The sequence below is a fragment of the Aeromicrobium sp. CF3.5 genome (assembly GCF_051262695.1).
In the GTDB taxonomy this organism is placed as follows: Bacteria; Actinomycetota; Actinomycetes; order Propionibacteriales; family Nocardioidaceae; genus Aeromicrobium.
Genome location: NZ_JBIMEZ010000007.1, coordinates 51,738 through 69,665, shown reverse-complemented (window position 1 = coordinate 69,665; position 17,928 = coordinate 51,738). Strand labels below are relative to the sequence as shown.

16 protein-coding genes are annotated in these 17,928 nt (G+C 67.9%); 3 read left to right on the top strand and 13 right to left on the bottom strand.

The window, feature by feature from the left end:
• Position 1 precedes the first annotated feature (1 nt).
• Positions 2-790 carry a MerR family transcriptional regulator gene (locus ACHAA3_RS13305; RefSeq protein ID WP_435709512.1) on the top strand — a complete coding sequence of 263 codons (789 nt, stop codon included), beginning with the start codon at positions 2-4 and terminating at the stop codon, positions 788-790.
• A gap of 3 nt (positions 791-793) precedes the next feature.
• Here the strand turns inward: ACHAA3_RS13305 and uvrB are convergent, their stop codons facing one another.
• On the bottom strand, positions 794-2,878 hold the full coding sequence (gene uvrB / locus ACHAA3_RS13300) for an excinuclease ABC subunit UvrB (protein ID WP_435709511.1): 2,085 nt from the start codon (positions 2,876-2,878) through the stop codon (positions 794-796).
• 51 nt (positions 2,879-2,929) lie between these two features.
• On the opposite strand from uvrB, the gene ACHAA3_RS13295 reads away from it, so the two are divergent.
• Positions 2,930-3,595 carry a TetR/AcrR family transcriptional regulator gene (locus ACHAA3_RS13295; protein WP_435709510.1) on the top strand — a complete coding sequence of 222 codons (666 nt, stop codon included), beginning with the start codon at positions 2,930-2,932 and terminating at the stop codon, positions 3,593-3,595.
• Here the strand turns inward: ACHAA3_RS13295 and ACHAA3_RS13290 are convergent.
• From ACHAA3_RS13290 to ACHAA3_RS13275, 4 genes are all read right to left on the bottom strand, one after another.
• Positions 3,592-5,307, bottom strand: coding sequence for a DUF429 domain-containing protein (locus tag ACHAA3_RS13290; RefSeq protein ID WP_435709509.1), 1,716 nt, complete (start codon positions 5,305-5,307; stop codon positions 3,592-3,594). The genes ACHAA3_RS13295 and ACHAA3_RS13290 overlap by 4 nt on opposite strands.
• Before the next feature lie 137 nt (positions 5,308-5,444).
• Positions 5,445-7,247 (bottom strand): aspartate--tRNA ligase, encoded by a 1,803-nt coding sequence (gene aspS / locus ACHAA3_RS13285; RefSeq protein WP_435709508.1) that lies wholly within the window; start codon positions 7,245-7,247, stop codon positions 5,445-5,447.
• Positions 7,244-8,599, bottom strand: coding sequence for a histidine--tRNA ligase (hisS, locus tag ACHAA3_RS13280; RefSeq protein ID WP_435709507.1), 1,356 nt, complete (start codon positions 8,597-8,599; stop codon positions 7,244-7,246). Before hisS ends, aspS begins: the two co-directional genes overlap by 4 nt.
• Positions 8,600-9,292 (bottom strand): MBL fold metallo-hydrolase, encoded by a 693-nt coding sequence (locus ACHAA3_RS13275; RefSeq protein ID WP_435709506.1) that lies wholly within the window; start codon positions 9,290-9,292, stop codon positions 8,600-8,602.
• 101 nt (positions 9,293-9,393) lie between these two features.
• Here ACHAA3_RS13275 and ACHAA3_RS13270 point away from each other — a divergent pair, with 101 nt between their 5' ends.
• The gene (locus ACHAA3_RS13270; protein WP_435709505.1) at positions 9,394-10,629 is read left to right on the top strand and encodes a DUF349 domain-containing protein; all 1,236 of its coding nucleotides are present in this window, start codon (positions 9,394-9,396) and stop codon (positions 10,627-10,629) included.
• A 116-nt stretch (positions 10,630-10,745) separates the two neighbouring features.
• On the opposite strand, the gene ACHAA3_RS13265 is transcribed toward ACHAA3_RS13270, so the two are convergent.
• From ACHAA3_RS13265 to ACHAA3_RS13230, 8 genes are all read right to left on the bottom strand, one after another.
• Positions 10,746-13,106 (bottom strand): RelA/SpoT family protein, encoded by a 2,361-nt coding sequence (locus ACHAA3_RS13265; protein ID WP_435709504.1) that lies wholly within the window; start codon positions 13,104-13,106, stop codon positions 10,746-10,748.
• A 226-nt stretch (positions 13,107-13,332) separates the two neighbouring features.
• On the bottom strand, positions 13,333-13,863 hold the full coding sequence (locus ACHAA3_RS13260; protein ID WP_435709503.1) for an adenine phosphoribosyltransferase: 531 nt from the start codon (positions 13,861-13,863) through the stop codon (positions 13,333-13,335).
• A 41-nt stretch (positions 13,864-13,904) separates the two neighbouring features.
• Complete coding sequence (locus ACHAA3_RS13255; RefSeq protein WP_435709502.1) at positions 13,905-14,351, bottom strand: hypothetical protein; 447 nt, start codon at positions 14,349-14,351, stop codon at positions 13,905-13,907.
• A gap of 171 nt (positions 14,352-14,522) precedes the next feature.
• Positions 14,523-14,828, bottom strand: coding sequence for a preprotein translocase subunit YajC (gene yajC, locus ACHAA3_RS13250; protein WP_435709501.1), 306 nt, complete (start codon positions 14,826-14,828; stop codon positions 14,523-14,525).
• Between the two features lie 96 nt (positions 14,829-14,924).
• Complete coding sequence (ruvB, locus tag ACHAA3_RS13245; RefSeq protein ID WP_435709500.1) at positions 14,925-15,998, bottom strand: Holliday junction branch migration DNA helicase RuvB; 1,074 nt, start codon at positions 15,996-15,998, stop codon at positions 14,925-14,927.
• Complete coding sequence (gene ruvA / locus ACHAA3_RS13240) at positions 15,995-16,594, bottom strand: Holliday junction branch migration protein RuvA (RefSeq protein WP_435709499.1); 600 nt, start codon at positions 16,592-16,594, stop codon at positions 15,995-15,997. Before ruvA ends, ruvB begins: the two co-directional genes overlap by 4 nt.
• The gene (gene ruvC, locus ACHAA3_RS13235) at positions 16,591-17,103 is read right to left on the bottom strand and encodes a crossover junction endodeoxyribonuclease RuvC (RefSeq protein WP_435709628.1); all 513 of its coding nucleotides are present in this window, start codon (positions 17,101-17,103) and stop codon (positions 16,591-16,593) included. Before ruvC ends, ruvA begins: the two co-directional genes overlap by 4 nt.
• A 95-nt stretch (positions 17,104-17,198) precedes the next feature.
• Entirely contained in the window at positions 17,199-17,927 is a 729-nt protein-coding gene (locus tag ACHAA3_RS13230; RefSeq protein WP_435709498.1) for a YebC/PmpR family DNA-binding transcriptional regulator, read from the bottom strand.
• Position 17,928: the final 1 nt, after the last annotated feature.

Here is a 17,928-nt window from a genome sequence, read left to right as displayed (position 1 = left end):
CATGACCCCTCGCGCCGACAGCCGCTGGACCGTCGGTGACGTGGCGGCCCGGCTCGGCGTGACGGTGCGCACCCTGCACCACTACGACGAGATCGGGCTGCTGCACCCGTCGGAACGCGCGGCCAACGGTTACCGGCTGTACACGCCGGAGGACCGCACGAGGCTGCGCACCATCGTGCTGTGGCGCCGGTTGGAGATTTCCCTCGAGGAGATCGCCGCCATGCTGCAGGACGACGACGACACCGGCACCCACCTGCGCCGTCAGCGCGATGCGGTCATGGCCAGACGCGACGAGCTCACCGAGCTCGTGCGCGCCATCGACAACGCCCTGGAGGCAACCATGAACAACACACCCGCCAGCACCGAGGACATGCGCGAGATCTTCGGCACCACCTTCAACGACGGCTACCCCGCCGAGGCCGAGCAGCTCTGGGGTGACACGCAGGAGTGGAAGCAGTCTGCGGAGCGCACCAAGCACTACACACGTCAGCAGTGGGAGACGATCAAGGTTGAGTCCGATGCCGTCGAGCTCACCCTGCTCGCCTTGTTCGAGGCCGACGTCGCATCAGATGACCCCCGCGCGCTCGATGCTGCCGAGGGACATCGCCTGCACATGGAGACGTGGTTCTACGACTGCGGTCCTCGCATGCTGCGCAATCTTGCCCACCTGTACGTGCAGGACGCACGCTTCACGGCCAGCTACGACGACGCGCACGGCGCGCCGGGCTTCGCCGCCTGGGTCAGCGAGGCGATGCTGGCTCGCGCCGACGTCCTCGACGCGGCGAGCTGACCGTCAGGCGCCGACCTCGATCATGGCGCGCAGCTCCTTCTTCAGGTCGCCGATCTCGTCGCGCAGACGGGCTGCGAGCTCGAACTGCAGCTCGGCGGCTGCCGTGTGCATCTGCTCGCTGAGCTGCTCGATGAGAGCGGCCAGCTCTCCGGACGGCAATGAGGCGAGGTCGGCGGTGTGCTGGCCCAGCGGGACGGTCGCGCCCCGGCGCTTGTGATCGCCGGTCGCGGCGAGCAGGCGGGTGGTGTCGGCGTCCTCGCGGGCCAGCATGTCGGTGATGTCGCCGATGCGCTTGCGCAGCGGTGTGGGGTCGATGCCGTGCAAGGTGTTGTAGGCGACCTGCTTCTCGCGGCGACGATTGGTCTCGTCGATGGCCAGTGCCATGGAGTCGGTGATGCGGTCGGCGTACATGATGACCTGACCCGAGACGTTGCGGGCCGCACGACCGATGGTCTGGATGAGGGAACGCCCGGAGCGCAGGAAACCCTCCTTGTCGGCGTCGAGGATCGCCACCAGGCTGACCTCGGGCAGGTCGAGGCCCTCACGCAGCAGGTTGATGCCGACCAGGACGTCGTACTCGCCCATCCGCAGCTCGCGCAGCAGCTCGACGCGACGCAGCGTGTCGACCTCGCTGTGCAGGTAGCGGGTCCGGATGCCGGCCTCGAGCAGGTAGTCGGTGAGGTCCTCGGACATCTTCTTGGTCAACGTGGTGACCAGGACACGTTCGTTCTTGTCGACCCGGCCGCGGATCTGCTCGATCAGATCGTCGATCTGACCCTTGGTGGGCTTGATGATGACCTCGGGGTCGATCAGGCCAGTGGGGCGAATGATCTGCTCCACGACGTCGCCGTCGACCTTGGTCTGCTCGTAGGTACCGGGGGTGGCCGACAGGTAGACCGTCTGACCGATGCGCTGCAAGAACTCCTCCCACTTCAGTGGGCGGTTGTCCATGGCACTGGGCAGACGGAAGCCGTGCTCGACCAGCGAGCGCTTGCGTGACATGTCGCCCTCGTACATGGCGCCGATCTGCGGGATGGTCACGTGTGACTCGTCGACGACGAGCACGAAGTCCTCGGGAAAGTAGTCGAGCAGGCAGTGGCCCGGCGTGCCGGGGCCGCGGGCATCCATGTGTCGCGAGTAGTTCTCGATGCCGGAGCACGTGCCGACCTGCTGCATCATCTCGATGTCGTAGGTCGTGCGCATGCGCAGGCGCTGCGCCTCCAGCAGCTTGCCCTCCTGGTCGAGCTCGGCCAGTCGTTCGACCAGCTCGGTCTCGATCAAGCCGATGGCGCGCTGCATCGTGGCGTCGCCCGCGGCGTAGTGCGTGGCCGCGCCGACGAAGAGCTCGTCGTCCTCGCTGAGCACCTCCCCGGTGAGGGGATGCAGGGTCATGAGGCGCTCGATCTCGTCACCGAAGAACTCGACCCGTACCGCCATCTCCTGGTAGACCGGGAAGATCTCGAGGGTGTCGCCCTTGACGCGGAACGTGCCTCGGGTGGCGGCCACGTCGTTGCGGACGTACTGCGCCTGAACGAGGGTGCGCAGCAGCTGCTCGCGCTGGACCTCTTCACCGACCTTGAAGCCGATCATCCGCTCGAGGTACTCCTGGGCCGAGCCGAGTCCGTAGATGCACGACACGGTCGCCACCACGATGACGTCGCGGCGTGTCAGCAACGACCAGGTGGCCGAGTGCCGCAGCCGCTCGACCTCCTCGTTGATCGAGGAGTCCTTCTCGATGTAGGTGTCGCTCTGCGCGATGTACGCCTCGGGTTGGTAGTAGTCGTAGTACGACACGAAGTACTCGACGGCGTTGTGCGGCAGCAGCTCGCGCAGCTCGTTGGCGAACTGCGCGGCCAGCAGCTTGTTGGGCATCAGGACCAGCATCGGTCGCTGCAGCTTCTCGGCCAACCATGCCGTGGTGGCGGTCTTTCCCGTGCCGGTGGCGCCCATCAGGACGACATCCTGGACGCCGGACTCGATGCGCCGCTGCAGCTCGTCGATCGCCGCCGGCTGATCGCCCGCCGGCTGGTACTCCGAGACGACCTCGATGGGGGCGACCTGACGCCTCAACTCCGACACTGACCTCATGGCGTCGAGCGTACGTGTCGCCTCTGACAGTCGCCGTTCTAGAGTGGAGTGATGGCCACCGACGAGGCAACCACCACCACTGATCGCCGATCGGCACGCCGTCAGGAGATCTTGGCGGCGACCCGCCAGCTGTTCGATGCCAACGGCGCTCGCGACGCCCAGATCGAGGACATCGCCCGGGCGGTGGGCATCAACCGCGCCATCATCTACCGACACTTCTCCGGCAAGGAAGAGCTGTTCGCCGCCACTCTCGTCGGATATCTGACCGAGCTGTCCGAGACCCTGGCCGACGCCGTCGACGATGCCGCCGCACCGGCGGTCCGGCTCGAGCAGCTGTCTGACGCGATGATCGAGTTCGGGGTCGAGCGTCCAGCCTTCGTCGACTGCGCGCTCGCCCTGGTGCGGCGCCCCGGTGACGAGCTGATGGCCGAGGTGGGCCAGCCGGTGATGATCAGCCTCGGCCAAGCCATGTGGTCGAGCCTGACCCGTGTCGTGCAGGTGCTGGAGGACGGCATGGCCAGCGGCGACTTCGCCGACGCAGATCCGGTGCTGCTGTCCAACATCCTGTACACGCAGGCGCTGGGCATCATCAGTCTCGCCATGCTCCAGCTGTCCGTCGGCGAGTCCCGGCCCGGCATGCCAGTGGGAGCGTCCGTTCCCCTGCAGGAGATCAAGCGCTACGCGCGGGTCGCCACCGTGGCCATGGCGCGTGGCTAGTCAGGTCGAGGGTCGCCGGAACGTCCAAGACGTTCCAGACGTGAACGCAGCGCCTCGCGCCGGTGCGCATTGCCGTGCAGCCGCACGAACTGCTCACCGTGCACCCACAGCAGCGCATCGTCGAGGCGGCGCACGGCTGCCGGCGGATACCGGTAGTCCATCCGGCGGGCGATCGTGGCGTCGTCGGCCGAACGCAGGACCTCCCCGAGCTCGTCCAGCGAGATGATGCCGAGCTCGAGGAGCAGTCCGGAGATCCAGCCGTAGTGATCGCTGCGAGACCACTCGGCGTCGGAGAACTGGCCGGCGAGAAAGGCCGCCAGCTCGCGCGGGTCGATCCGTGGATCGTCGTCGTCCGATCCCGGCACATCGGGGGCAACGCCCCGTAGACGCGCACGGATCGCGGCGAACTCGGCGTCGGCCAGCTCGATCAGCCCAGCCGCCAGGGTGAACCGACGGTCGAACTCACGCGCGTGCTCGGCCGGTACCGATCCCTTGTACCGGATGTCGTGCTCGAACTCGGCCCACGCGTGCTGCAGCACGGTGCGCACCTGCACCTGGAAGTTCCGGCCGGGGGCTCCGTCGCATGCAGCAGTGGCGAGCAGGAGGTGTCGGCTCGCATAGCCGAACAACCCCTCGCTGGCGGTCTCCAGCCCCATGTCCCGATCGTTCTTGACGATGAAGTGGTCGACCAGCAGATCAGCCACCGCCTCGACGTCACTGGCCACGTAGGCGATGACGCGCACCCCGATCTGATCAGTGATCTGGGTCATGGGGTCTGCGTACAACGGCACTCCCCCAGAAGCACGTCGGGACTTCTCGGCGAAGGAGGCGACGCTCTTGGCGCGGCCGGTCACCGAGAGATAGTTGACGCCAGCGTCGTCCAGCAGGCCCTGCACGGCTGCGACCGCGTCCTCGCTCTCACGTCGCAGATCGGCGTGCTGGGCCGCGTAGTCGCGCACGGCGCTTCGCGCTGGCACGGCATCGTCCTGCCCGTCGCGCGGTGCCGAGTCCGGCAGGGTGGGCGTGACGATGTATCCCGTCTCGAGGTCTCCGTAGGTGGTCACCGCGTGGGGGGTGCGGTACGCCACACGGGCCACCTGGGCGCAGATCACGGCGTCGACCTGGTCCTCGACGACGCGCAGCTGGCTCTTGCGGGTCGCCCGCTCGACCTGCGAGCGCAGCTCCGTCCAGGAGTCGTTGGTGATGACCACCGACTCGATGAGCCCCATCAGGCGCAACATCTCGCCGCGCAGCTGCTCGAGGTCGCGCCCCTTCTTGTTCTTGTGGCGCACGATGTGGTCGAGGTCGAACAGCACGATGGTCGCAGCATGCGGGTAGACCTCGATCGCCCGGCGCTGGCGGCCCGATCTCGGATCGATGTCGAGTCCCAGCAGCTTGGCGACCCGCGCTCCCCGAGTTCCGTCCGCGAACTCCGGTTTTCCGGTGTTGGTCGGGTGGGTCCCGGCGTCGAATCGGCGGAAGTCGCGGCTCAACGCCTTCTCCGCCGGCCGCGAGCCCGACTCGTTGCGCACCACCAGGGGCGCGTCGATGGCCACGAGACATTCACCGGCGACATGGGGCGTGAGCGCCTCGGCGATCTCCTCATCAGTCCGCACGGCGCTGAGATGGACCACGTGACCGTCCTCGCTCAGGACCGCAAGCCCGGTCGGCTGCCTCGTCCCCCACGCAAGGTCGACCCCGATGAACTGCACGCCCCGAGGCTACGCGGTCGTCGGGTGTGCGGTTGACCAGGTGACGTAGGGGTCCCATCACGTCACCGGGCGAATTCTCCCTGATGAGTGCTGGCAAACCTACGTAACCTGGTGAGCCATCACCGGCTCGACGAGGGCTACTGAGCCTCGGTGGGCGGCGCGGAGTCGGTCGTGGCCGCGTCGGGCTTGGCGTCGACGCCGGCCTCCTTGCGCTGCTGGGGCGTGATGGGGGCGGGTGCAGCGGTCAGGGGATCGTAGCCGCCGCCGGACTTGGGGAAGGCGATGACCTCGCGGATCGAGTCGGCACCGGCCAGCATGGCCGAGATGCGGTCCATGCCCACCGCGATGCCACCGTGGGGCGGGGCGCCGAAGGTGAAGGCGTCCAGCAGGAAACCGAACTTCTCGCGGGCCTCGTCCTCGGGCAGACCCATGACCGCGAACACACGGCGCTGGACGTCCTCGCGGTGGATTCGGATCGAGCCCCCACCCAGCTCGACCCCGTTGCAGACGATGTCGTAGGCGTACGACAGGGCGTTGCCGGGATCGGTGTCGAAGGTGTCGACGTCCTGCGGAGAGGTGAAGGCGTGGTGCACGGCGGTCCACGCGCCCGCGCCCACGGCCACGTCACCGGAGGCCACGGCGTCCCCCGACGGCTCGAACAGGGGGGCGTCGACGATCCAGACGAATTCCCATGCCGACTCGTCGATGAGACCGAGCCGGTGTCCGATCTCGAGCCGGGCGGCGCCCAGCAGCGCACGCATCGCCTTGGTGGTGCCGGCGCCGAAGAAGACGCAGTCGCCGGGCTGTGCTCCCACGTGAGCGGCCAGTCCCGCGCGCTCGGCATCGGACAGGTTCTTGGCGACCGGTCCCCCGAGCTCGCCGTCCTCGGTGATCGTGACGTAGGCCAGACCCTTGGCGCCACGCTGCTTGGCCCACTCCTGCCAGGCGTCGAACTGACGGCGCGGCTGCGAGCCTCCGCCGGGCATGACGACGGCGCCGACGTACTCGGCCTGGAACACCCGGAACTCGGTGTCGGCGAAGTATTCGGTGCACTCGACCAGCTCGTGGCCCATGCGCAGGTCAGGCTTGTCTGAACCGAAGCGGCGCATGGCCTCGGCGTAGGTCATGTGCGGGATGGGCAGCTGGACGTCATGACCGACCAGGGCCCACATCTGTTGGATGATTCTTTCCATCAGCTCGAGCACGTCGGACTGCTCGACGAAGCTCATCTCGATGTCGAGCTGGGTGAACTCCGGCTGGCGGTCGGCACGGAAGTCCTCATCGCGGTAGCACCGCGCGATCTGGTAGTACCGCTCCATGCCGCCGACCATCAGGAGCTGCTTGAACAGCTGCGGGCTCTGCGGCAGGGCATACCAGCTGCCCGGACGCAGGCGCGCAGGCACCAGGAAGTCACGTGCGCCCTCGGGCGTCGATCGGGTGAGGGTGGGGGTTTCGATCTCGACGAAGTCGCGCTCCTCGAGCACGCGTCGCGCCGCGGCGTTGATCTTGCTGCGTAGACGAATGGCGCGAGCAGGCGCGTTGCGGCGCAGGTCCAGGTACCGGTAGCGCAGTCGCGTCTCCTCGCCGACCTCGCCGGCGCTGGAGGCCGCATGGTCGTCGATCGGGAAGGGCAGCGGTGCAGAGGTGGACAGGATCTCGACGTCGTCGGCGATGACCTCGATCTCACCGGTGTCGATCGCGGTGTTCTGGTTTCCCGCGGGACGTTCGCTGACGGTGCCGACGATCTTGAGGCAGAACTCGGCCCGGAGCTGGTGCGCCACTTCTTCGCGCACGACGACCTGGACGACGCCAGAAGCTTCGCGCAGGTCGATGAAGGCGACACCGCCGTGGTCACGGCGACGTGCGACCCATCCGGCGAGGGTGACCTGGTCGCCGATGTTCGCGGCGGTCAGGGTTCCGGCGTCATGGGTGCGAATCACGAGGGTGCTCCTGTACTAGGGGTGGTGGCGCGGGACGTGTCTGGTGGGGTGATGCGGGGCTTGCGGTCCTCGTCCGGTGGGCTCCAGGTGCCGGGGTCGGCCTCGACCTGGTCGCCGGACCGGATGTCCTTGACCTGGTGAGGTGATTCGGGGAACCACACGAACGGTATGCCGCGGCGCTCGGCGTAGCGAATCTGCTTGCCGAACTTCTGCGGGGCAGCTGCCACCTCAGTGGGGATGCCGCGGGCACGCAGCGATCGGGCGACGGCGGCGCTGTCCCCCCGGCTGTCCTCGTCGGTCAGCGCCACGAGCACGACGCTCGGCACGCCCCGATCGGCGGTCAGTCCGCCCGCGAACAGGGGCGCGAGCAGGCGCGAAACGCCCAGCGAGATACCGACGCCGGGGAACGTGTTCTTGCCGTCGGAGGCGAGCTGGTCGTAGCGGCCGCCGGAGCAGATCGAGCCGAGATCCTCATGACCTGCCATGCGGGTCTCGAAGACGGTGCCCGTGTAGTAGTCGAGTCCGCGGGCGATGCGCAGGTCGGCCTGCACCGTGACACCGTCCAGCGAGCTGGACCCTGCACCCAGGACGACCGCGGCGAGCTCCTCGAGGCCTTCGTCGAGCAGGGGGTGCTCGACGCCGAGCGAGCGGACGGCAGCCACGAAGGAGTCGTCGGTGCTGGTGATGTCGGCCAGGGCCAGGCACTGGTCGGCCTGCTCGGGGGTCAGGCCCGCATCGGACTGCAACAGCTCACGAACCTTCTCGGCAGGAAGCTTGTCGAGCTTGTCGACGATCGGCATGACGGTGGTCGGCTCGGACACGCCCAAGCCCAGGTAGAAACCTTCCAGGACCTTGCGGTTGCTGATCTGCAGGGTCAGCGCGGGCACAGGCAGGCCTGCGAGTGCCTCGGCCATCACCTGGGCGACCTCGACGTCGAAGTGGAAGGCCAGCTCGCCGCGACCGACGATGTCGATGTCGGCCTGGGTGAACTCGCGGAACCGTCCCTGCTGGGGCCGTTCGCCGCGCCAGACCTTCTGGATCTGGTAGCGGCGGAAGGGGAACTCGAGGTGGCCGGCGTTCTCGACCACGTAGCGGGCGAAGGGCACCGTGAGGTCGAAGTGCAGGGCGAGGGAGTCCGACGCGGCCTCCTCGGCGGCGTGGATGCGTCGGACCGTGTAGACCTCCTTGTCGATCTCGCCCTTGCGCAGGAGCTGTTCGACCGGTTCGACCGCGCGGGTCTCGATCGAGTTGAAGCCGTGCAGCTCGAACACCGATCGCAGGTGGTCGAGCACGGCGAGCTCGGCATTGCGCTCGGCCGGCAGGTACTCGGGGAATCCGCTCAGCTTCGCCACTCAGACCACCTCGGCGAGAAAGGGATTGGTGGCGCGTTCGCGGCCCACCGAGGACTGCGGGCCGTGGCCGGGGAGCACGACGATGTCGTCAGCCAGCGGCAGCACGCGATCGCGCAGGCTTGCCTGCATCTGGTCGTGCGAACCGCCGGTCAGGTCGGTGCGACCGATGGACCCAGCGAACAGGAAGTCACCGCTGAACATGATCTGCGAGACGTCCTCGGGCCCGTCGTAGTCGACGCGGTAGAACACGGTGCCGGGTGTGTGGCCGGGCACGTGGTCGACGATGAAGGTGAGGCCGTCGACCTCGATCTGAGCACCGTCGACGGCGTCGCGGACATCGGCGGGCTCGATGAACTCGGGCACGTCGGTGATGTCCAGCTGCTGGCGCAGCATGGCGGCGGACTGCGTGGAGATCGCCGCCATCGGGTCGCTCAGGAGGTGGCGGTCTGCGGGATGGATCCACACCGGACATCCGTGCTCGGCTGCGACGTCCTGGGCGCACCACATGTGATCGAAGTGACCGTGGGTGACCAGCACCGCCTGTGGCGTGAGGTTCTGCTCGGACAGCACCTGGCGGAGGCTGTCCATCGCGTCCATGCCGGGGTCCACGACGGTACATCCCGTGCCCGGGCCCCTCGAGACGATGTAGCAGTTGGCCTGCAGCGGACCGGCGGGAAAGGAGGTGAGAAGCACGTCCGTCAGCGTACGCGAGCCCGGACCGTTCTCGCCGCGCGCTCGCCACGCGATCCCTGCGGCCTGCACCACCCCGAGCGGGCTCTCCTACACTGGATCCCATGACGAATGTGGCGACTCACGCGTGGGGTCGGATCGACGAGTCAGGCAACGTGTTCGTGCGGACCGCCGACGGCGAACGACAGATCGGCCAGTGGCAGGCAGGCACTCCCGAGGAGGGCCTGGCGATGTACGCCCGTCGGTTCGACGGTCTGGCCACCGAGGTGCAGCTGCTGGAGAAGCGTCTCGAGGGCGGCTCGGTCAGTCCCGACGACGCGGCCAAGGCCGTGGACAAGGCCCGCTCCCAGATCACCGACGCCCAGGCCCTCGGCGATCTCGACTCCCTCAACACACGTCTCGACGCCCTCATGCCGGCTATCGAGAAGGCACGCGAAGCCCGCAAGGTCGAGCGGGCGGCCAAGACCGCCGAGGCGCAGGTCGACAAGGAGCGCATCATCGCCGAGGCCGAAGAGATTGCGAGCTCGGAGGACTGGAAGCGTGGCGTCGACCGTCTGCGCGACCTCCTCGATCAGTGGAAGGCGCTGCCCCGGCTCAGCAAGTCCGCTGACGATGCCCTCTGGCACCGGTTCAGCTCGGCCCGCAGCAGCTTCACGCGCCGTCGCAAGGCCCACTTCGGTGAGCAGGCGGTTGCACGCGACGGTGCTCGCAAGATCAAGGAGTCGCTGATCGCCGACGCCGAAGCACTCTCGAGCTCGACCGAGTGGGGTCCCACCGCGGGCAAGTATCGCGACCTGATGACGCAGTGGAAGAAGGCCGGTTCGGCTCCGCGCAACGTCGAGGACAAGCTCTGGAAGCGGTTCCGTGGTGCTCAGGACGTCTTCTTCAACGCTCGCGACGCCGCGAACGCCGAGATCGATGCCGAGTACGCGGTCAACGCGGACAAGAAGCTGGAGATCCTCGCCGACGCCGAGAAGCTGCTGCCCATCACGAACGCCGAGGCCGCCCGCAAGGCGTGGCACGACATCGCCGACCGGTGGGAGGCTGCGGGCAAGGTTCCGCGTGGTCGCATCAACGAGCTCGAGGGGCGGATCCGCACCATCGAGACAGCGGTGCGCGAGGCCGGCGAGAAGCAGTGGAAGAGCACCGATCCGGAGAAGTCGGCTCGCGCCGACGACATGATCGGCAAGCTGCAGCGCGCCCTGGACGAGACTCGCGACAAGCTCGCGAAGGCCGAGTCGAACGGGGACGCCAAGAAGATCAAGGACCTGCAGGCCGACATCGCCTCGAAGGAAGCCTTCCTCCAGATGGCCCAGAAGGCCCAGTCCGACTTCAGTTAAAGCGCGCGGCTCGTGCCTCGCCGCTCCAGCGGTTCGTTCCTCACCGCTGCCGGGCTGCGCCCGGGCGCCTGCCTCGCTTCGCTCGGCCCATGGTCACCGCAGGGAGCCCTGCGGGCTCATTGGGTCAGGCGGTAGACGTCGAAGACGCCCTCGACGGTGCGGACGGCCGACAGGACGTGGCCGAGGTGCTTGGAGTCGGCCATCTCGAAGGTGAACTTCGTCTTGGCGACCCGGTCGCGACCCGTGGCGAGGGTCGCCGACAAGATGTTGACGTGCTGGTCGGACAGGATGCGCGTGATGTCGGACAGCAACCGCGGGCGATCGAGTCCCTCGACCTGGATCGCGACGAGGAAGACGCTGGTTCCGGTCGGGGTCCATCGGACCCCGACGAGCCGCTCCGGCTGGCTGCGCAGCGCTGCGAGGTTGATGCAGTCGACGCGGTGCACCGAGACACCCGCCGTGCGGGTCACGAATCCTTCGATGGAGTCGCCGGGTACTGGCGTGCAGCAGCGGGCCAGCTTGACCAGGACGTCACCATCGAGTCCGTCCACGAGGACGCCGGCGTCGCTGACGTGGCGCTCGCGTCGCGTGCGGTTCGAGGGCATGGCCACGGCCTCGGCCAGGTCCTCCTGCGCACCTTCGCGGCCGCCGGCGAGGTCGATCACCCGTTCCACGACGTTCTGCGGTCCGACGTTGTTCTCGCCGACCGCCGCGTAGAGCGCTGACACGTCGGCCAGCTGCAGCTCCTTGGCGACCGTGCTGAGGGTGTCGTGCTTGAACAGGCGGTGCAGCGGCAGACCTTCCTTGCGCATCTGCCGTGCGATGAGGTCCTTGCCGAGCTCGATTGCCTCTTCGCGGCGCTCCTTGGTGTACCACTGGCGAATCTTGTTGCGTGCCCGCGGGCTCGCGACGAAGTCGAGCCATCCGCGGCTCGGCCCGGCGTCGACGGCCTTCGAGGTGAAGATCTCGACGACGTCACCGGTCACCAGGCGCGACTCCAGCGAGACGAGGCGACCGTTGACGCGCGCACCGATGCACGCATGCCCGACCTCGGTGTGCACGGCGTACGCGAAGTCGACCGGTGTCGAGTTCTCCGGCAGCTGGATCAGGTCGCCGCGTGGGGTGTACGCGTAGACACCCTGGCTGTTCATCTCAAAGCGCAGCGAGTCGAGGAAGTCCACCGAGTCCGTGGTCTCGGACTGCCAGTCCATGAGCTCGCGCAGCCAGGCCATGTCGGTGGGATCTGGAGCCTTGAGCTCCTTGCCCGCCTTCTTGGCGTCCGAACCGCTCGCGTGGTCCTCCTTGTACTTCCAGTGCGCGGCGACGCCGTACTCGGCGCGGCGGTGCATGGACCGCGTGCGGATCTGCAGCTCGACGGGCTTGCCCTGGGGGCCGATCACCGACGTGTGCAGCGACTGGTACATGTTGAACTTCGGGACGCTGATGTAGTCCTTGAAACGACCCGGGATGGGGTTCCAGCGCGCGTGCAGCACACCCAGCACCGCATAGCAGTCGGCCAGCGAGTCGACGAGGATCCGCACACCGACCAGGTCGAAGATGTCGGTGAACTCGCGGCCGCCGACCAGCATCTTCTGGTAGATCGAGAAGTAGTGCTTGGGGCGACCGCTGACCGTTGCCTTGAGCTTGGCGTGCCGCAGGTCGGACTCGACGTCGCTGACGACTCGCTCGAGGAACTGCTCGCGCGAGGGCGCACGATCGGCCACCAGGCGCACGATCTCGTCGTAGACCTTGGGGTGCAAGGTGGCGAACGCCAGGTCCTCGAGCTCCCACTTGATCGTGTTCATGCCCAGCCGGTGGGCCAGCGGGGCGAAGATCTCGATGGTCTCGCGGGCGATCCGCTCCTGCTTGTCCTGGCGCAGGTACCGCAGGGTCCGCATGTTGTGCAGACGGTCGGCCAGCTTGATGACCAGCACGCGGATGTCGCGGCTCATCGCCACGACCATCTTGCGGATGGTCTCGGACTGGGCGGTGTCGCCGTACTTGACCTTGTCCAGCTTGGTGACACCGTCGACCAGCCGCACGACTTCGTCCCCGAAGTCCTGACGCAGCTCATCGAGCGTGTACGGGGTGTCCTCGACGGTGTCGTGCAGCAGGGCGGCGCACAGCGTGGGACCGGTCATGCCGAGCTCGGCGAGGATCGTGGTGACCGCCAGCGGATGCGTGATGTACGGGTCGCCGCTCTTGCGGGCCTGACCCTCGTGCATGCGATCGGCGATGTCGTACGCCTTGCGAATGGCGGCGACGTCGGCCTTGGGATGGTTGGCCCGATGAATGGTCAGCAGCGGGTCCAGGACCGCGTCGGTCGAGGGCGGCTTGGCGCCGATGCGCGCCAACCGGTTGCGCACGCGTGCTGACGCCGGAGCAGAGTCGGGCTTGGACTCGACCGGCTTGGACTCATCCGGCTTGGGCTCGTCCTGCTTCGACCCGGCTTGGGGCAGCTCGACCCGGTCAGCCACACACCCTCCTCGATGTCGATCGGCCCACCGCGGAGAGCCGTAGGTCCTGGTAGTTCATCGTAACGGTCGGTCTCAGACCAACTCGCCGATCAAGGTCGCTGCAGCGCCCATCACGAGCAACGCGACCAGCACGATCGCGGTGATTCGCATGGTGTTGGGACTCATCATGTCCGTCCTTTCTGTCCGGTCGGGTCCGTCCGGTCGGGACTGTGCGGTCGGTAGGGGGTCAGTAGGAACGAAGGGTCGAGACCTGCAGGGGGGCGAGTCTGTCGCGTCCGCCCAAGGCACTGATCTCGATCGGCAGCACGGCGCCGGCCACGACGGCCCCGCACCGTCGCACCAGCTGGTCGGCGGCGCTCAGCGTGCCGCCGGTGGCCAGCACGTCGTCGACCAGAAGCACGCGCTGGCCCGGCCGGATCGCGTCGACATGAAGCTCGAGCGTGGCGGTGCCGTACTCCAGGGCGTACTCGGCCGAGTGCACGTCGGCGGGCAGCTTGCCCTCCTTGCGGATCGGAACAAAACCCACGCCCAACCGCATCGCGACCGGGGGGCCGAACACGAACCCGCGTGCCTCGACCCCAGCCACCACGTCCACGCCGCCCAGATCGGTGGCTGCCGAGGCGAGCGCGTCGACGACCGCGGTGAAACCGGCGATGTCGCCGAGCAGGGGTGTGATGTCTCGAAACAGCACTCCCGGCGCAGGCCAGTCGGGCACGACCCGGGTGAGCGAGTCGATCAGATCGTCGATGTCTGTCACGTCGGTCCTTGGTTCGCTGGGCTGGTACTCGTGATGGGGACTCAGAGCTCGAGCTCGCACACGTCGGTGGCGTGCGTGTCGATGGCCTGGGACGCCTCGGCGAACTTCTCGTCCGACAAGGCGGCGAACGACGAGGACAATCCCTGCAGCTTCGTCGCGTCGGCACCTTCAGGCAGTTCGCCGGCCTGCACCTGAGGCAGATCGGAGAACTTCAGATCCGCCTCGCCGAGTGCCGTCTCGACGCCGCTGATGGCATCATCGACGACCTTCCAGTCATCCTTGATGTCGTCGGGCGCTTCGTCGGCGAGCTGATGGAACGTGTCGAAGGCACCGTCGAGCTTCGCGACATCGCCACCGTCGATGTCCTCGAACGCGCTGGCCGCCGATTCGAGATCGCCGCAGTACGCGCCACCACCGTCGCCGCCGCAGGCAGCGAGCGTCGTGCCGATCAGGACCGCCGTCACCAGCGCCGAGGGGGTCTTCTTCATGATGTCTCCATAGGAATGACGAGCCGGTGCGGGTACCGAGCGACAGTTCAGCATGCCACGCGCACGCTCGACGGTAACGAACCGCCCTTGGGTCGTCGCGAGCGTGATGTGCGTGTCGGCTGGGATCCTGTGGACGCCCCCGCGGTCTTTTGTGCCATCACGCTCGGGCCATCACTCCGACTCGGGCCCGGCCACACTCTCCGGCGTCGTGCCTGCAGGCTCGATGATCCGTCCGACGGCCTGACGGGCCACGGTCACGACGACATCGGGGGCGATCCGCAGCTGGATGGTGTCGTCGCCGGTCGTGACGATCTCGCCGTGGATACCGCTGGCGAGCATGACCACGAGGCCGGGCTCGAGCTGGCTCTGCAGACCACTGAACTCGCGCTGGCGCTTGCGTGCGGGACGCAGCACGAGCAACCAGAACAAGATGGCCAGGAGGACCAGAGGAAGGAACTGGACGAGATCATTGGACACGAGGCGCACTCCAGGTTGGCGATCCGGGACGGGTTGGCCCCGGCAACAGTCCATGATGACGGGTGCCTCGCAACACGATCCCGTGGGGTGGGTCGATCAGGTGTGCTGGGGGTCCGGGTCGTCGTCGAGAGCCAGCTGGGCTGAACCAGCGGGCGCTGTCAGGCCGAGGTGTCGCCACGCTGCGGCGGTAGCGACCCGACCTCGCGGGGTTCGGGCCAAGAACCCCAGCCGGACCAGGAAAGGTTCAGCAAGCTCCTCGACGGTCTCCCGCTCCTCTCCCACCGCGACGGCCAGGGTGGAGATGCCCACCGGTCCCCCACCGAAGCTCGAGCACAATGCCCTGAGCACTGCACGGTCGAGTCGGTCAAGACCCAGGTCGTCGACCTCGTACAGAGCCAGTGCGGACCGGGCGACGTCGGCGTCGACGATGCCACCGGCGCGCACCTCGGCGTAGTCGCGCACGCGGCGCAGCAGCCGGTTGGCGATGCGCGGCGTGCCCCTGGACCGCGAGGCGATCTCGCCGCCACCCTCGTGGGTCACCTCCAGCGCCAGCAGGCCGGCCGATCGGTCGACGATGCGGTGCAGCTCGTGTGTGTCGTAGAAGTCGAGCTGGGCGGTGAATCCGAATCGGTCGCGCAACGGGCCGGGCAGCAGACCGGCCCGCGTCGTGGCTCCGACCACCGTGAACGGGGGGATCTCCAGCGGGATCGCGGTGGCGCCGGGGCCCTTGCCGATCACGACATCGACCCGGAAGTCCTCCATCGCCATGTACAACAGCTCTTCGGCGGGCCGGGACATGCGGTGGATCTCGTCGATGAACAGGACGTCGCCCTCGTTGATCCCCGACACGATCGCTGCGAGGTCCCCGGCGTTCTGGATGGCCGGACCCGACGTGATGCGCAGAGGCCTCGAGAGGTGGTGCGCGATGATCATGGCGATCGTGGTCTTGCCCAGTCCTGGGGGCCCGGACAGCAGCACGTGATCGGGGGTGCGTCCGCGGGCGACGGCCGCATCGAGCACGAGGGACAGCTGCTCGCGCACGCGCTCCTGCCCGATCAGCTCATCGATCGAGCGCGGTCGTAGTGCTGTCTCGAACGCCTGGTCCTCGGGATGGTCGTCGGCGCCCTCGGCCCGGTTCGCGGCCACGATCGCGTCGAAGTCGTCACTCATCGGCTGGCCTTGGACAGGGTGCGCAGTGCGTCCCGCAGGGCCGTGGAGGTGTCGGGGGTCTCGCCGGGCGCCAGGGCGACCGCAACCGTCTCGACGGCCTTGTCCGCGTCGCGGCCGGGGATGCCGAGTCCGAGCATGGCTTCGAGGACCTGGTCACGCCACGGCTGAGCTGCAGCCCCGGCCGCGACGGTGGTCGTGACGCCGATGCGGTCGCGCAGCTCGATGCAGATGCGCTCGGCCCCCTTGCGCCCGATACCGGGAACGTTGGTGAGGGTCGAGAAGTCGGACTGACCGACTGCGGCGCGGATGCGGTCCGGATCGAGGACCGCGAGCATGGCTTGCGCGACCTTGGGCCCGACACCGCTGGCAGTCTGCAGCAGCTCGAACATGTCGCGCTCGTCGGTGTCGGCGAATCCGAAGACCGTCAGCGAGTCCTCGCGCACCACCATGGAGGTGGACAGCTGGACCTCGGTGCCCAGCCGCAGGCCGGCGATCGTCGACGGCGTGCAGAGCACCTGCAGGCCCACTCCGCCGACGTCGATGACGGCTGAGGTGAGGGTGAGGGTGGCGACCTCGCCGCGGACGTGGGCGATCATCGGCGGGCCCCGGCCGCAGCGACGGCTTCGGCGAGCCTGTTGCTCGCTCCCCCACGCCACACGTGACAGATCGCCAGGGCGAGGGCGTCGGTGGCGTCGACCGGCTTGGGTGCCTCGGCCAGGCGCAGCAACCTGGTGACCATCTGGGCGACCTGCGCCTTGTCGGCGCGACCGCTACCGGTGACGGATGCCTTGACCTCACTCGGCGTGTGCAGGTGCACCGCGATGCCGTGGCGGGCCGCCACGACCATGGCGATGGCGCTGGCCTGCGCCGTGCCCATGACGGTGCGCACGTTGTGCTGGGCGAAGACGCGCTCCACGGCCACGACGTCGGGGCGGTGCTCGACGATCCGCGCCTCGAGGGCCTGCTCCAGCTGGTGCAGGCGTCGGGCGATGTCGAGATCTGGGGGCGTGCGAACCACACCGACGTCGATCATGGTGAGGGGACGCCCGACGGAACCGCGCACCACGCCAATGCCGCACCGGGTGAGCCCGGGGTCCACGCCCAGGACGGTCAGGTCGCGGCCAGTGATCGAACCCATGTTCGACAGCCTAGGTGGTGCCACCGTCATCGCGGCTCCGACACGCGGACGGCCTCGGTCGGTCAGTAGTTGGCGAAGACGTTCTGGACGTCGTCGCAGTCCTCGAGGGCGTCGATCAGCTTCTCGACCTTGCCGGCGCCCTCCTCGTCGACGTCGACGGTCATGGTCGGCACGAACAGGGCGTCGGCGGAGTCGTAGTCCAGGCCGGCCTCCTGCAGCGCGGTGCGGACCGCGACCAGGTCGGTGGCCTCGGAGATGACCTCGAAGGAACCCTCGAGGTCGTTGACCTCTTCGGCGCCCGCATCGAGCACCGCCACGAGAACGTCGTCCTCGGTGGTGTCGCCACCTTCTTGTTCGGTCGGCACGATGATGACGCCCTTGCGGTGGAACATGTACGACACCGAGCCGGGATCGGCCATGGTGCCGCCGTTGCGCGTCATCGCGGTGCGGACCTCCATGGCGGCACGGTTCTTGTTGTCGGTCAGACACTCGACCAGCATCGCGACGCCGTTGGGACCGTAGCCCTCGTACATGATCGTGGTGTAGTCGACGCCCGCGCCGTCGAGGCCGCCACCGCGCTTGACCGCGCGGTCGATGTGATCCTTGGGTACCGACGACTTCTTGGCCTTCTGGACCGCGTCGAACAGGGTGGGGTTCCCGTCGAGATCGGGGCCGCCGATCCGGGCGGCCACCTCGATGTTCTTGACGAGCTTGGCGAACATCTTGCCGCGCTTGGCGTCGACGATCGCCTTCTTGTGCTTGGTGGTCGCCCACTTGGAGTGGCCTGACATG

Bases quoted from the DNA above. Each gene is read 5' to 3' on its own strand.
- ACHAA3_RS13305 (WP_435709512.1), top strand. From the start codon at position 2: ATGACCCCTCGCGCCGACAGCCGCTGGACCGTCGGTGACGTGGCGGCC.
- ACHAA3_RS13295 (WP_435709510.1), top strand. From the start codon at position 2,930: ATGGCCACCGACGAGGCAACCACCACCACTGATCGCCGATCGGCACGC.
- uvrB (WP_435709511.1), bottom strand. From the start codon at position 2,878: ATGAGGTCAGTGTCGGAGTTGAGGCGTCAGGTCGCCCCCATCGAGGTC.
- ruvB (WP_435709500.1), bottom strand. From the start codon at position 15,998: ATGAGTGACGACTTCGACGCGATCGTGGCCGCGAACCGGGCCGAGGGC.
- ruvA (WP_435709499.1), bottom strand. From the start codon at position 16,594: ATGATCGCCCACGTCCGCGGCGAGGTCGCCACCCTCACCCTCACCTCA.
- ACHAA3_RS13270 (WP_435709505.1), top strand. From the start codon at position 9,394: ATGACGAATGTGGCGACTCACGCGTGGGGTCGGATCGACGAGTCAGGC.
- ACHAA3_RS13255 (WP_435709502.1), bottom strand. From the start codon at position 14,351: ATGAAGAAGACCCCCTCGGCGCTGGTGACGGCGGTCCTGATCGGCACG.
- ACHAA3_RS13230 (WP_435709498.1), bottom strand. From the start codon at position 17,927: ATGTCAGGCCACTCCAAGTGGGCGACCACCAAGCACAAGAAGGCGATC.